This window comes from Pseudoalteromonas sp. SG43-3, from assembly GCF_014164385.1.
Taxonomy (GTDB): domain Bacteria; phylum Pseudomonadota; class Gammaproteobacteria; order Enterobacterales; family Alteromonadaceae; genus Pseudoalteromonas; species Pseudoalteromonas distincta.
The window spans coordinates 77,630-91,150 of the sequence record NZ_JACJFC010000003.1 but is presented as its reverse complement, the minus strand read 5'-3'; the positions used below and the strand labels follow the sequence as shown (position 1 = coordinate 91,150).

General features: G+C 38.4%; 14 protein-coding genes. 3 read left to right on the top strand and 11 right to left on the bottom strand.

The features are described 5' to 3' along the window. Positions 1–9: 9 nt before the first annotated feature. Both H5157_RS03755 and rpe read right to left on the bottom strand, forming a co-directional pair. A complete protein-coding gene (locus H5157_RS03755) occupies positions 10–675 on the bottom strand; it encodes a phosphoglycolate phosphatase (RefSeq protein ID WP_182693296.1) in 666 nt (221 codons plus the stop codon). Continuing rightward, entirely contained in the window at positions 675–1,358 is a 684-nt protein-coding gene (gene rpe, locus H5157_RS03750) for a ribulose-phosphate 3-epimerase (RefSeq protein ID WP_002958386.1), read from the bottom strand. Before rpe ends, H5157_RS03755 begins: the two co-directional genes overlap by 1 nt. A gap of 161 nt (positions 1,359–1,519) precedes the next feature. On the opposite strand from rpe, the gene H5157_RS03745 reads away from it, so the two are divergent. Next, positions 1,520–1,816 carry a hypothetical protein gene (locus H5157_RS03745; protein WP_024596024.1) on the top strand — a complete coding sequence of 99 codons (297 nt, stop codon included), beginning with the start codon at positions 1,520–1,522 and terminating at the stop codon, positions 1,814–1,816. A gap of 3 nt (positions 1,817–1,819) precedes the next feature. Further along, on the top strand, positions 1,820–2,005 hold the full coding sequence (locus H5157_RS03740) for a DUF2970 domain-containing protein (RefSeq protein WP_002958384.1): 186 nt from the start codon (positions 1,820–1,822) through the stop codon (positions 2,003–2,005). Here H5157_RS03740 and H5157_RS03735 read toward each other — a convergent pair. From H5157_RS03735 to H5157_RS03695, 9 genes are all read right to left on the bottom strand, one after another. Next, positions 1,962–2,819: a Dam family site-specific DNA-(adenine-N6)-methyltransferase gene (locus H5157_RS03735; protein ID WP_002958383.1), complete on the bottom strand. Its 858-nt coding sequence runs from the start codon at positions 2,817–2,819 to the stop codon at positions 1,962–1,964. The two genes, H5157_RS03740 and H5157_RS03735, sit on opposite strands and share 44 nt — an antisense overlap. Before the next feature lie 53 nt (positions 2,820–2,872). Further along, the gene (locus H5157_RS03730; RefSeq protein ID WP_182696188.1) at positions 2,873–4,225 is read right to left on the bottom strand and encodes an SPOR domain-containing protein; all 1,353 of its coding nucleotides are present in this window, start codon (positions 4,223–4,225) and stop codon (positions 2,873–2,875) included. Then, positions 4,226–5,296, bottom strand: coding sequence for a 3-dehydroquinate synthase (gene aroB / locus H5157_RS03725; protein WP_182696189.1), 1,071 nt, complete (start codon positions 5,294–5,296; stop codon positions 4,226–4,228). Between the two features lie 27 nt (positions 5,297–5,323). Then, the gene (gene aroK, locus H5157_RS03720) at positions 5,324–5,842 is read right to left on the bottom strand and encodes a shikimate kinase AroK (protein ID WP_004589350.1); all 519 of its coding nucleotides are present in this window, start codon (positions 5,840–5,842) and stop codon (positions 5,324–5,326) included. Positions 5,843–6,026: 184 nt separating this feature from the next. Then, the gene (locus H5157_RS03715; RefSeq protein WP_024596027.1) at positions 6,027–8,132 is read right to left on the bottom strand and encodes a type IV pilus secretin PilQ; all 2,106 of its coding nucleotides are present in this window, start codon (positions 8,130–8,132) and stop codon (positions 6,027–6,029) included. Further along, complete coding sequence (locus H5157_RS03710) at positions 8,119–8,658, bottom strand: pilus assembly protein PilP (RefSeq protein ID WP_002958378.1); 540 nt, start codon at positions 8,656–8,658, stop codon at positions 8,119–8,121. Before H5157_RS03710 ends, H5157_RS03715 begins: the two co-directional genes overlap by 14 nt. Further along, positions 8,655–9,260, bottom strand: coding sequence for a type 4a pilus biogenesis protein PilO (locus H5157_RS03705; protein WP_024596028.1), 606 nt, complete (start codon positions 9,258–9,260; stop codon positions 8,655–8,657). The genes H5157_RS03710 and H5157_RS03705 overlap by 4 nt, the downstream gene beginning before the upstream one ends. Continuing rightward, entirely contained in the window at positions 9,250–9,822 is a 573-nt protein-coding gene (locus tag H5157_RS03700) for a PilN domain-containing protein (protein ID WP_002958376.1), read from the bottom strand. The genes H5157_RS03705 and H5157_RS03700 overlap by 11 nt, the downstream gene beginning before the upstream one ends. Continuing rightward, positions 9,810–10,889 (bottom strand): pilus assembly protein PilM, encoded by a 1,080-nt coding sequence (locus H5157_RS03695; RefSeq protein ID WP_024596029.1) that lies wholly within the window; start codon positions 10,887–10,889, stop codon positions 9,810–9,812. Before H5157_RS03695 ends, H5157_RS03700 begins: the two co-directional genes overlap by 13 nt. Positions 10,890–11,019: 130 nt before the next feature. On the opposite strand from H5157_RS03695, the gene H5157_RS03690 reads away from it, so the two are divergent. After that, positions 11,020–13,512, top strand: coding sequence for a penicillin-binding protein 1A (locus H5157_RS03690; protein WP_182724161.1), 2,493 nt, complete (start codon positions 11,020–11,022; stop codon positions 13,510–13,512). Positions 13,513–13,521 lie beyond the last annotated feature (9 nt).

The following is a 13,521-nucleotide window of genomic DNA, read 5'->3' as shown; positions in this document are numbered from 1 at the left end:
GAATAATATTTAACGCTGCGTTACAACAGGTATTATATCTAAGAAGTTATCGCATAGGTACTGCGGATTATAATCCTCAAGACTTTCACCTTGGTTATAGCCATAACTAAGTGCAATTACGTCTATATTAGCGGCTTTAGCTGCAAGTATATCGCTTTTAGAATCACCTATCATTATTGCTTTATTAGGCTCCGCATTTAGTTTTTTGCAGGCAAATAGCAATGGTTCTGGCGATGGTTTTTTTGCCATGTCGTCACCGCATACAACCACATCAAAATGACTCGTTAGTGCCAATTTTTCGAGTAGTTTCTCTGTAAAAATTCGAGACTTATTAGTGATCAATGCTTTAGGCATACCGCGAAGTGCTGCAAGCCCTGTTTCTACATGTTGGTACAAAACACTATACTCACCAACTTGCTGTTCATAATACTTATAGAACTGTAATATTGCTTTGCCACTAAGTGACTCATCTAGATTTTCACTCACTTGCATATCGCCACTCAAAGCGCGTTTAACAAGGACTTCAACCCCATTACCAATCCAACTTTCAACCAAGCGTTGACTAACAATAGGAAAAGCAAAATCGCTCAAGGTTAAATTAATAGCGATATACAAGTCGTAAACGCTATCAACCAAAGTACCATCTAAATCAAATAAGGCGACATCGTACTTCATTACTTAACACTTCCAAGCTGCTCACGCATTTGATCAATCACCACTTTGTAATCAGGTTGATTAAAAATAGCTGAGCCTGCAACAAACATATCAGCACCCGCTCGAGCCGCTGCTGCAATATTATCGACCTTAATACCACCATCAACCTCTAAGCGAATATCTCGGCCTGATTCAATAATACGCTGTTTGGCTTGGCGTAATTTTTCAAGCGTATGAGGGATAAAGCTTTGCCCGCCAAACCCAGGATTTACCGACATTAGTAAAATGGTATCTAGCTTATCAATAACATGATCTAAATAACTTAGGCTTGTTGCTGGGTTAAACACTAAGCCTGCTTTACAGCCGTGATCTTTAATTAACTGTATTGTACGATCGACGTGCTCACTGGCTTCAGGATGAAAAGTAATAATAGAAGCACCAGCCTCAGCAAATAAAGGTATTATGCTATCTACAGGCTTAACCATTAAATGTACGTCGATAGGTGCTGTAATACCGTAATCTCTTAGTGCTTTACACACCATAGGACCAATTGTGAGATTAGGTACATAGTGATTATCCATTACATCAAAGTGAACCACATCAGCACCCGCTTCGAGAACTTTATCAACATCTTCGCCTAGCTTTGCAAAATCAGCAGACAAAATAGAAGGGGCTATTAAATATTTTTGCTCTGGGTTAAACATGATTAACTCCATCAATAAATAGTGTATTGCGTTAATGTAACTTAATTGAAGATGTTACCCAAGTAATATGGCGTAATAGCCCCCATTTTAGGTAACTTTAAGTTTGATATTTAACCAGTATTTGCTATGATTAAAAAAGTAACAAATTATTGGATTTCATCATGCGTGCTTTTAAAATTGGGATATTAATTGCGTCGGCATTACTGCTTATCGGGGCGTTTAGCTTTGGTTCAAGCTCTGAGCAAGAATTAAGCTCAGTGAGTAATTGTCATAATACACAAGTGGTAAGTGCTCAAAACACTTTAACTGCGTGTATTAAAGCTGAAGAAGAGTCATCATGGTTTTCGTGGTTAACTGGCGATAGCCGTAGTGCTCAGTTTCATTACCTTGATTTACTGGAACTACTTACTAGTTCTGAAGATTCTAAAAACACTCCTTCTTTAAAACCTTTATTTTAAATAATGCTACAATTTTTTAGCGCGTTGCAAAGTGTGCTAGCTGCATTTTTTGGTGTTCAGTCTGAAAATAAACGCCAAGTCGATTTTAAACAACACTCCCCTTTATCCATCATTTTAATTGCGATTGTACTATTTGTTGCTTTTGTTATCGCAATTTACGCAGTGGTTGCTTGGGTGCTAAATACATAGCCATCAACTCGTCAACTTTATTTCTAGAGCCACCTTTGGGGCTAATAGTGCGCTTTACTTGAATTTGTTCAAGCGATGCTTGGCTATAAATTTTACGCGTCCACACGGTATCGTGGTTTGAAATAAGCACAGGCGTGTTATTTTCAAATGCGGCTTGTTCTGCCAAATTAGCTAAGTTAGCCTGATCATCTAAATTAAAACCCCCTTTAGCGTATGACGTAAAAGAAGCGGTTTTACTTAATGGCACATAAGGTGGGTCGCAATAAATAACAGCATTGTTAGGCACTAACTTAAAAACGTCATCGTAATCTAAACAAGTGAACGTTGCTTTTTGTGCTTTTTCAGCAAAAAAATACATTTCTTTTTCAGGAAAGTAAGGCTTTTTATACTTACCAAAAGGCACATTAAAAATGCCTTTTAAATTATACCTACACAGTCCGTTGTAACCATGGCGGTTCATGTATAAAAACAAGATTGAACGTTCGTATACATCACGGCTTTGATTAAACTGCACACGATATTCGTAATAAGCATCTGCGTGATTATTCAAATCAACAAATAGCTTTTTAGCGTCACTAATAAGCTCATCTGGAGAGCTTTTAAGCTCTTTATATAAGTTAATTAAGTCTGCATTGATATCATTGAGGATATAGTGCTTAAAGTCACTATTTAAAAACACAGAGCCTGCACCAACAAAAGGTTCAACCAAAGTATCAGCATGCTTGCTAGCTTGGTTTAATCGCGCATTAATGTTTTCAACTAGGCTGTATTTTCCGCCGGCCCATTTAAGGAAGGCTCTACTTTTTTGCTGCATTGGCTCTTTACTTCAATCTGGTGTTGCGCGATTTTACACTAAAGCAGTGTGTTTTACTGATCAACGACTGCTATTTCTTGCTTTATTTTACTAATTTTTTTATAGAAAGGTTTATTTTTTCTAACCCCAGGGGGTAAAGTATCCATTGCTGATTTTGCCTCGTTTATACTCTCAAAGCTGCCAAATGTAACAACCCACCATATTTGATTATTTCGCTTCGTTTGGTAAGTGTGTGCTTGCTGCTGTAGATTGAATTGAGCAATGAAATTATCGCGAACTTCCTGCTGAGTTACCGCTAATAATTGAATAACACTATTTGTATCTGCTTGCTGCATGTACCAAATATTATCTTGGCTGATCTGAGTTTGCTCTGCTGTATTTACTTTCTCTACTTTTAGAGCTTTAGATACAACGTCACCTGCTTCACTGCTTTTGTTTTTAACGCTATTATCAATAGCATTATCTAATACCTTAACGGTATTTGCAGGTTCGGTAAGACTTTGCATGATAGCAGGCACATCATTAATGTGTACGCTCTCTGGCTCAATATCTGGCTCAACTACTTCAGGGTCATTTAAGGTAACTACTGAGTCATTTTGCTTTATAACCGGCTCACTTACTTCCTCTACAGATATTGCTGTATTTAGGACTTGTGTTTCTTCCTGCTGATAATATTGTTGCCACCACTGCGTCATATCAGACTTATAAAGCAGACCAATAATTAAAAGCATAATTAACAACATCAAAATCAATAAGTGCAATCGCCAAGATACTTTATCTTTAACGATAATATCGGCTATGTGCTCACTAGGTTGCCAAGCAAGCAATAAACTGGGGTTACCATGAGCCTCGGCTAAAAAAGTACTAAAAACAGGGTCTTCATCATAAGGTAAATCAGTAAAGTACCACTGCAATAACATCTTGCTTTCTCGAAGCGTCAGTGGCTCCAAGTAAATTTCGACAGCGTCATTTAAAGCAATTTTAGACTGTGATGCAATTATGATATACAACGTATTAGGGCTATTTTTAGAAAGCAGCTCAAGCTCAATTAGTATCTCTTCAGATAATTGCCTACCGCCATCAAGCACCCATAAACAAGGTCCGCACTGCTGTTGCTCAAGCAGCTGGTAATAGTTTTCAGGTAAACTTAAATTATGATCAACTAAAGGGGAATTAAAGCTTTGCTCTAATAAATCGCTCATTAGCTGAGCGTCAGTCATTTGTGCACTTACTTGCACAAACGCTTTATTAAAGTCATTGTATTTATCTGTAATGAAGGTTTCGAGCATATAACTTTTACCTAGCCCCGATGTGCCAAGTAAAACTATTAAATTTTGTCCGTACTCAAATTGCAGTGCGATTCTATCCACCAAAGCCGCACGGCTTGGTAAAATTTGTGACTGCATTTACTGCTCGATTAAGTCTCTAACTTGGTCATCAGAGACATCATCAACTAATGCACACTGGCCAAATTGGGTAGGTAGAATAAAGCGTATAGTGCCTCTTTTATTCTTTTTGTCTTTACGCATATGCGTTAGGAACTGCTCGCTAGTCATTTGCTTTGGAATTTCTGTTGGTAAATTATATAGTTCAAGCAGCTTAATAATTCGATCAACTTCACTTGCGCTTAAATCTTGGCGTGTCTTGGCAAGTTTAGCTGCTAATACCATGCCTGTTGCAACAGCTTCGCCATGTAACCAAACGCCGTAGCCCATTTCTGCCTCAATTGCATGGGCAAATGTATGACCTAAGTTTAATAAAGCACGTAAACCATGCTCTTTTTCATCTTGCGCAACTATAAGCGCTTTTATTTCACAACATCTAAAAATAATATGCTGTAAGCACGTTTCATCTAGTTGCTGCAAATTAGCTACGTTTCGCTCTAAGTATACAAATAATTCGGTATCGTAAATCAGACCATACTTAATTACTTCAGCCATACCTGCTGCAAACTCTCTTGCTGGTAGGGTGTGTAATGTTTGTGTATCAATAAAAACCGCTTGAGGCTGATAAAATGCCCCTATCATATTTTTACCTAAAGGATGATTTACTGCCGTTTTACCACCTACCGATGAATCAACCTGTGAAAGCACTGTCGTTGGTATTTGAATAAACGGTACGCCGCGCTGATAACACGCTGCTACAAAACCAGTTAGATCACCTATAACACCGCCACCTAACGCGATTAAACACGTATCTCGGCCACAGTTATTTTGTAGTAAAAATGCTGATATTTTTTCAAACCATTCAAGTGATTTATATTGTTCACCGTCAGGAATAATAAAAGATAGCGGATTTTGATCTGCTAATGAGTCAAGTAACGCTTGTAAATATAAAGGCGCTATTGTGTCATTAGTAATGATGATAGGCCGACAATCACCAATGTGGTGAACCAGGCGGCCATTATCTTGAAGTGCAGATTGCCCAATATAAATAGGATAACTTCGCTCGTCCAAATTAACTGTTAATTTAAGCATGCTTAGTTATTTCCTTATTATTGGTTTTTAAAAATCTAATTTCTCGATGATTTGGTTAGCAACAACTTTAGCGCTTTGCTCATCGGTACGTACAACAAAATCGGCAACTTCTTTGTATAGGGGCTCGCGTTCTTCTGCTAAGCGCTCTAGTACGTTACGAGGTGCTTCTTCAGTTTGCAGTAATGGGCGACGCTTGTCGCGTTGCGTGCGTGCAACTTGCTTTTCTATAGGTGTCTCTAGGTATACAACTATACCTCGAGCCGAAAGCTTGTTTCGAACTTCTTTGCTCATTACTGAACCACCACCGGTAGCAAGTACAATACCTTGCATCTCGGTTAAATCGCCAATAACAGACTCTTCTCGAAGTCTAAAGCCTTCTTCACCTTCAAGATCGAATACCCATGCAATATCTGCACCTGTGCGGCGTTCGATTTCTTGATCAGAATCAACAAATTCAAGGTGTAATTGGTCAGCGATGTGACGACCAATCGTGCTTTTGCCAGCCCCCATGGGGCCAACTAGAAATATATTACGTTTCTCAGCCATATCTTTTAGTACAAACAAACTCTAAAATTTGAAATAAAACCCCGCCTAACGACCTGGCCCCAAAATTAAGGAGGGGATTATCTCAGTAATTGCAGGGGTATTTCAAGTCAATTAGAATAAAAAGCCATATAACGAGCAATTAATCTAAATAATCACCCGTTGGTTAACATAAAACCACTGTATTTTAATCAATTTGTATTTTCGGTGTCACGAAAATAAGTAATTCACGCTTTTCATTAAACTCACTTGTGGTTTTAAATAGTCTTCCTACGTAAGGAATGTCACCTAAAATTGGCACTTTACTCGTAGTATTAATGATTTGCTGTTGGAAAATACCACCGAGTACTACGGTTTGGCCATTCTCGACTAACACTTGTGTTTGAATTTCTTGAGTATCAATAGACACCGCTTCACCAGTACCTGTTTGTACAGTATCACCACGTGTATCTTGAGTAATAATTAAATCTAGAATTACTTTATTATCAGGTGTGATATGAGGTGTAACTTCTAAGCTCAGTACCGCTTTTTTAAAGCTTACGGTAGTAGCACCGCTTGAAGCTGACTCAGTATAAGGAATTTCAGTACCTTGCTCTATTCGGGCTTTTTGCTGATTAGCCGCTATTATACGTGGACTAGCAATAATCTCGCCTTTATTCTCTTCCTCAAGCGCACTTAGCTCTAAATCAATCAGCGTGCCGTTAGCCAGTTTTGCTATGTGTAAGCCAATGCTAGCCGCAGGGTTAGTGATAGGTAAATTTACATTTAATCGGTCTGAAATACTTGGTGCATCTGAAGTAGATGTCGCATTATAAATACCTTCTGCGCCTTCAAGAGAGCCTGAAATACCAACACTACTGCCTTGGTCACTAAAGCCCCAACGTACGCCTAAGTCTTCAGTAACGTTATCGCGCACAGTTACCATTCGAGATTCTATTACAACCTGCTGCACTGGAATATCAAGCGTTTCAATCATGCGGCGAATGTTTTCTATACTCTTAACAGTATCTTTTACTAACAAAGTATTTGTACGTTGATCAACAGATACACTACCACGGGCAGTTATAATACTGTTTGTATCTGTTTTTAATAGATCAGCAAAATTTTCGGCTTTAGCATAGTTTAATCGGATGTATTCACTATATAGAGGCTCTAAGTCTTCAACTTGCTGTTTAGCTTTTAAATCTTTGGCTTCACGTGCTGCAAGTTCTTCTGCAGGCGCTACCATTAATATAGAGCCATCCATGCGCTTATCTAGCCCTTTAATACGTAGTACTACGTCAAGCGCTTGATCCCACGGTACACCATCTAGGCGCAGCGTTATATTGCCCGTTACTGAATCACTGGTTACTAAGTTAAAGTCGTTGTAACCCGCGATAATTTGCAGTGCTGCACGCACAGAGATATCTTGAAAATTTAAGGTCATAGGGCGACCTTGATACTCAACACCACCATCTAAGTACGCATTTTGCGTTTCATCTTTTTCTACTGTCAACGTTAAAATATTATCTATTTGCTGATACGTAAACGTGAACTGAGCATTAGGTTCGATAACAACACGACTTAAACCATCTTCTTTAAAAGTCTCGATATTACTTACAACAGTTCCAAAATCTAATACATCTAATTCATAAAGTAGATCGTCTAAAATATCGGTGTGATGAAAGTCAGCGTAAATTTTCCCGCCACTTTCATGGACTTCAATTGCAGCTTGAGTGTCTTGTAAAAATACAAGTACTTTTGCTTCACCCTTCTCACCACGTCTAAAATCAATTGACTGGATACGGTTAATGTAATTTCCACTTTCATCACCTGAGTCCATCACTACATCTTCATTTTCAGGTTCTGTAAGAGGGTTATCAGAGACACGTATCGATACTAAATTGTTATGAACTTCAGTCTCATAAATTTTTAATCTATCTAAGTTTACCGTTACCTTTAAACCACTGTTAGTTAAAACATTAGTAACACTGCTAATTCCAGCTTGATTAACTTCAACATCATTTAAACCAACTTCTAACTCTGCAGAATCAAAAAACATTTCGATTCGGGCTGGGCTATTAAACACTTGAACTTTTGGTTCAAAGGTTAACTCTTCATCAAAAACAAGCTGTAATTCAGTTTCGCCTTTAAGTAATGGATTATAACGAACATCATAAAGCAATGGCCCAGCTATGGCTGAGTTTACAGTGACTAAAGCAACAGCAGCCAGTAATGTCCGTGAAATACGATGAAGCCAAAGTACATCCTTATGCATCCTATTTTTACCTTTTTTATTATTAATTTGCGCCATCTGTTGCCGCCTCTAACATTTCTAATTTCGTCAGGCGCTCTTTCCAACAGCCAGACCCATCAGGGATTAATTCCACTAATTCTATATAGTCGTTGCTTACTCTTTTTACTTTGCCATCATAACTTCCAAGATAATTCCCTACCGTTACGCGGTGCAAAGTGTCATCTGTTGCTGTAATTAATGCCCATATTTGTCCACTAGAGCCAATTGTGCCTTTCATTGCTAAATTATCTAGCGGGTATTTCTCTAACGGTTCGCGGCGACGCTCTTGATCTGGGTGCAAACAGTTTTTTACTTGCGTTAGTTTATTTTGAATAATCTCAGGCTGAGGCGCTACAAACGGGCTACGTAGCTGACCAGCACTGTACTCAAATATTTCAAACTTTGTCAGTTCAGGAATCGTCTCAACCTTTGGTGTGGTGCTTGCTTTTACCTGATCAATAAATTCTTTTTGCTCAGAAGTGTCATCATTACAACCAGCTAAAACAAACGCTATAGCTAAAGGTACTACGCGAAGGAGCTTCATTTTTTAACCCCTTCTTCATAACGATATGTTTTTGCAACAACACTGAATGTTAACTGTTTATCGCCCGATGATAAAATAGAAAAGTCATGTAAGCTTACAATTCGGGGTAACTGGGCCACTTTACCTACAAACTCACCAAACTCATGGTAGCTACCTATTACTTCGATTTTAATAGGCAGCTCGGTATAAAATTCTTTTTCAACTTCTGGCAGCCAACCTATTTTTAAAAAAGTCAGACCACTCGTTGTCCCAACATATGATAAATCATCAAGTAAACCAGGAGTTTCATTCGAAGTGGGTAGACGCTTTAATAGCTGTGAAAACTTATCTTCCATTTCAATCATTTGTTGACGATATATTTCAAGCTTGCTCGCTACTGCATACTTAGTTCGATAAGTTGTTCGTAGTTCAACTTCTTTTGCCACGGCACTATGGTAGCTGTCAATTTCATCAGAAACTAATAGGCTATAACTAAAAAACAATACAAGGCCCGCAACAAATGTGCAGCAAATTGCTTTAACAGCAATTGGCCAATCACCAATGTTATCAAGCTCTATTTCATTCCAATCAATTTCACTCAGTGCTTTAAAATCAAGGTTCATCGCTAACCTCACCAATTTTATCAAATGGTTTTACATAAAATTCCATATTAAAATCACTAAGTAAACGCGAAGATTGATCGCCTGCAACAATGCCCTGCATTGAAGGATTCTCTAGTAAATATGAGCTTTGTACTTGGCGGAGCATTGTTGATAGACGATTATTAGATTCACTACGTCCTAAAACATGTATTTGGCTGCCTTTGCGCTCCAGTTTTGTTAAATAAACACCACCTGGCACTATTTTGGCAACTTCATCCATTATTTGCGTACCCAAGTTACGGCTGCTTTGCAATTCTTCAATGAGCCTCATACGCTGTTGTAAATTTTCCTTTCTTTTATCTAAGCTTCGTATTTCACTTATTTTTTTATCTAGCATGCTAATTTCTGAGCTTAAATAATTATTCTTTAAGTTTTGACCGTCTTTTAAGGCACTATAAAAAGAGCTTAATAAATACATACTTGCAAAACAAAGTATAACGACACCAACAAGTATAGTTACAAATTTCTTTTTCGATTCTTCGCGTTGTGATTCACGCCAAGGCAGTAGATTTATATGTGGCATGTTGAAAAACTCCTTAATGCCAACCCTGTTGCAATTGCAAACTGCGTTTTGTGACGCTGCATTATATTACGGTCTACCTTTGGGGAAATTTCCATATTTACAAAAGGCTCTGCAACAACTGAGTGGATACCGAGTTCTTCAATAAGCAATCGGTCGATACCTTTTATCATCGATGTACCGCCCGTTAATACAATATAATCTATTTGCTCTTTACCGCTGGTTGTTAAAAACATTTGCACAGCTCTGCGAACTTGTTGAAGTAACGAAGTTTGAAAAGGGGCTAATACTTCAAAGGTATAGTTTGGCGGTAAATCACCTGATGTTTTGCCTATTTCGGCTTCATCAAAGCCTTTATTATAATAAGCAACAATACTATTTGTATATTGATCGCCACCAAAAACTTGGTCACGGGTATAAATGGTTTCCCCAGCTTGCACAACACTCACAAGCATTAAAACTGCGCCAATATCGACCACAGCCACACACTTATTAAATGCATCGCTAGGTAATTGTTGATAGTAAACGTCCATAGCACGGCTCAATGCGTAGCTTTCTACATCTACTATTTTGGCCTCTAAATTTGCGGCTTCTAAAGCGCCCACCCGTGCTTCAACACTCTCAGTACGAGCAGCCGAAAGCAAAACATTCATTTTGCTAGGATCGGCCTCATTCGTCGAAAGCTTCTCAAAATCGAGGCTCACTTCATCAAGTGGGTAAGGGATTAAACTATCAGCTTCAATTTCAATTTGCGATTCAAGTTCAGCATCTGTTAACGATACATCCATGAAGATCACTTTTGTAATAACTGTTTGGCCAGAAACAGCCACTGCAGCAGATTTTAACGACTTCGGTAATTTTTTTCTTAATTTTGTAATAACGTTACCAATCGCTTCAATATCTTGGATTGTGCGCTCACTCATCGCACCTTTTGGCATCGGCTCAATTGCAAGTGCTTCTAGTCGAAATCCAGTTTCAATTTCACGTAAAAGCACCGCTTTGATAGAGTGCGATCCAATATCAATTCCTACCATCATCGGGGACGGTTTTTGAAATAGTTGACTTAGCATGTTTCAACTTGGCCTTTGTTTTAATAATAAACAAGTTATAATTTTTATCTGAAAAAATATTATTCATTTTTTAATCAATATATACTAGCAGTCAAAACTCGCAATTGGGAGTCCATTTAGGGAAATATAAGTGATTTTATTAAAACGAACTTTACAATTTTTTATCATTTGTGTGTTAATTGGTCTGATCACTTTGGTCAGTCTTTATTACTACGTTAAACCTGATATCCCCAGTGTGCAAGTTTTAAAAGACGTGCAATTACAAACTCCTATGCAAGTATTCACAAAAGATGGGCTTTTAATCAATCAATTTGGTGAAAAGCGTCGTATTCCAGTGACTATTGATGAAATTCCTCAAACACTCATTAATGCATTTTTAGCGACAGAAGATAATCGATTTTACGATCATATAGGCATAGATCCTATAGGTATTGTGCGTTCGGCTATTGTTCTTATATCTACCGGCGAGAAAAAACAAGGCGCAAGTACTATTACTATGCAGCTTGCTCGTAATTTCTTTTTAACTCGCGAAAAAGCATATATTCGTAAAGTTAAAGAAATATTTATAGCGCTACATATTGAAGGTGTATTAACAAAAGACGAAATTTTAGAGCTTTACCTTAATAAAATAGAATTAGGTAATCGCGCTTTTGGTATTGGTGCTGCAGCACAAGTTTATTACGGTAAGGAGTTAAAAGATTTAACACTTGCACAAATGGCGATGATTGCAGGTTTACCGAAGGCCCCTTCAGCTTTAAACCCAATTCGTAACCCAACGCGTGCAAAAGCACGCCGAAATGTTGTTTTAGGGCGTTTATTAACTGAAAATTATATTACTCAAGAAGAATATAACGAAGCAACGAGCCAACCTATCACCGCTTATTTTCATGGTGCTGAAATAAATTTATACGCCCCGTATATTTCTGAAATGGTGCGCGCTGAAATGGTCTCGCGTTATGGAATAGATAAAGCTTACAACTCAGGTTTTAAAATTTTCACCTCGGTAGAGTCTAAAGTTCAAAAAGCAGCGCAAAACGCACTTGTAAATAACTTACATAATTACGATATGCGCCATGGTTTTAGAGGACCAACAGATGTTTTATGGGACCCTGAAATACAACCTGCTTTAACTGAGCAACAAATACTCAATAAATTACAAAGCGTAAATGAGTTGGGTACTTTGAAAGCAGCAGCCGTGCTTAGTGTTAATGATAAAACAGCGTCGGTATTACTTAAAAGTGGCGAGCGCACAACTCTTACTTGGGATAACTTAAAATGGGCGCGTAAATATATTACTCGTTACCGCCAAAGTTTTGCTCCAAAAGCAGCTACAGATATTTTAACGCCAGGAATGCAAATATGGGTGCGTAAAAATGAAGATGACAGCTACTTACTAAGCCAAATACCAGAAGCATCAAGTGCTATTGTGTCACTCGACCCACAAGATGGCAGAATTAAAGCTATTGTAGGTGGTTACAGCTTTGAGCAAAGTCAATATAACCGAGCGGTACAAGCAAAGCGTCAAGTAGGTTCTAATATAAAACCTTTTATATATTCAGCAGCACTTGAAAAAGGTTACACGCTTGCGTCTATATTAAACGATGCTCCTATAAACCAATGGGATAAAAGCCAAGGCGTAGCATGGCGTCCCAAAAACAGTCCTGCTGTATATAATGGTCCGATAAGAATTCGCCGTGCTTTAGCACAATCTAAAAACGTTATTTCGGTGCGCTTACTACGCGGCGTTGGATTACAACGTACAGCTGATCATTTATTAAAGTTTGGCTTTAAAGATTCAGACATTAATCGCAGTGAATCACTAGCACTGGGTAGTGCTTCCATTACTCCACTTGAACTTGCTCGTGGCATGAGCGCATTTGCCAATGGTGGCCACTTAATTGAACCTTACTTTATTTCAGAAATTCAAGATGCTTACGGTAATGTATTGTTCAAAGCAAACCCTGCCCTTGCCTGTGACGAAGAATCTTTACCAACACATAATGAATTCTCACTTCATAATAGTAGTGATGAAGTGAAGCCAACAAAAAAATGTGCACCGAGAATTATTTCTAAGCAGAATGCTTTTTTAATTGCTGATGCAATGCACAGTGGTATTTGGGGCGGCGGTAGTTGGGCCCATAAAACGGGTTGGAGTGGTACAGGTTGGCGCGCACAAGCTTTAGAACGTCGTGATCTTTCGGGTAAAACAGGCACAACTAACGATTCTGTAGACACCTGGTTTAGTGGCTTTAACAGTAAAGTAATGACTTCTGTGTGGGTGGGCTTTGATAACCCAGGTAACGCTCTTGGCCGTTCTACGTACAATAACAACTTAGATAGCAACCAAATATCTGGTGCTGAATCGGGAGCTAAAACAGCGCAGCCTGCATGGATTGAATTTATGAAAGCCGCACTTGAGGGAACACCTGAAGCGCCAATTGAGCCACCTGAGGGGCTTGTTTCGATTCGTATTGATTTAGCCACTGGTTTGCTAAGCCACAAAAATGACTACACCAGCCGCTTTGAATACTTCGAAAAAGGCACTGCACCGACAAAGTATGTGCTATCTCAGCCAAACGATATATTTGAAGAAGACACAAAAACCGAAGAAGAGCTATTTTAATAATATCTC

What these genes read in the sequence shown, in the direction of transcription:
- H5157_RS03755 (WP_182693296.1), bottom strand. Translation starts at nt 675, where the DNA reads ATGAAGTACGATGTCGCCTTATTTGATTTAGATGGTACTTTGGTTGAT.
- rpe (WP_002958386.1), bottom strand. Translation starts at nt 1,358, where the DNA reads ATGTTTAACCCAGAGCAAAAATATTTAATAGCCCCTTCTATTTTGTCT.
- H5157_RS03745 (WP_024596024.1), top strand. Translation starts at nt 1,520, where the DNA reads ATGCGTGCTTTTAAAATTGGGATATTAATTGCGTCGGCATTACTGCTT.
- H5157_RS03740 (WP_002958384.1), top strand. Translation starts at nt 1,820, where the DNA reads ATGCTACAATTTTTTAGCGCGTTGCAAAGTGTGCTAGCTGCATTTTTT.
- H5157_RS03735 (WP_002958383.1), bottom strand. Translation starts at nt 2,819, where the DNA reads ATGCAGCAAAAAAGTAGAGCCTTCCTTAAATGGGCCGGCGGAAAATAC.
- H5157_RS03730 (WP_182696188.1), bottom strand. Translation starts at nt 4,225, where the DNA reads ATGCAGTCACAAATTTTACCAAGCCGTGCGGCTTTGGTGGATAGAATC.
- aroB (WP_182696189.1), bottom strand. Translation starts at nt 5,296, where the DNA reads ATGCTTAAATTAACAGTTAATTTGGACGAGCGAAGTTATCCTATTTAT.
- aroK (WP_004589350.1), bottom strand. Translation starts at nt 5,842, where the DNA reads ATGGCTGAGAAACGTAATATATTTCTAGTTGGCCCCATGGGGGCTGGC.
- H5157_RS03715 (WP_024596027.1), bottom strand. Translation starts at nt 8,132, where the DNA reads ATGGCGCAAATTAATAATAAAAAAGGTAAAAATAGGATGCATAAGGAT.
- H5157_RS03710 (WP_002958378.1), bottom strand. Translation starts at nt 8,658, where the DNA reads ATGAAGCTCCTTCGCGTAGTACCTTTAGCTATAGCGTTTGTTTTAGCT.
- H5157_RS03705 (WP_024596028.1), bottom strand. Translation starts at nt 9,260, where the DNA reads ATGAACCTTGATTTTAAAGCACTGAGTGAAATTGATTGGAATGAAATA.
- H5157_RS03700 (WP_002958376.1), bottom strand. Translation starts at nt 9,822, where the DNA reads ATGCCACATATAAATCTACTGCCTTGGCGTGAATCACAACGCGAAGAA.
- H5157_RS03695 (WP_024596029.1), bottom strand. Translation starts at nt 10,889, where the DNA reads ATGCTAAGTCAACTATTTCAAAAACCGTCCCCGATGATGGTAGGAATT.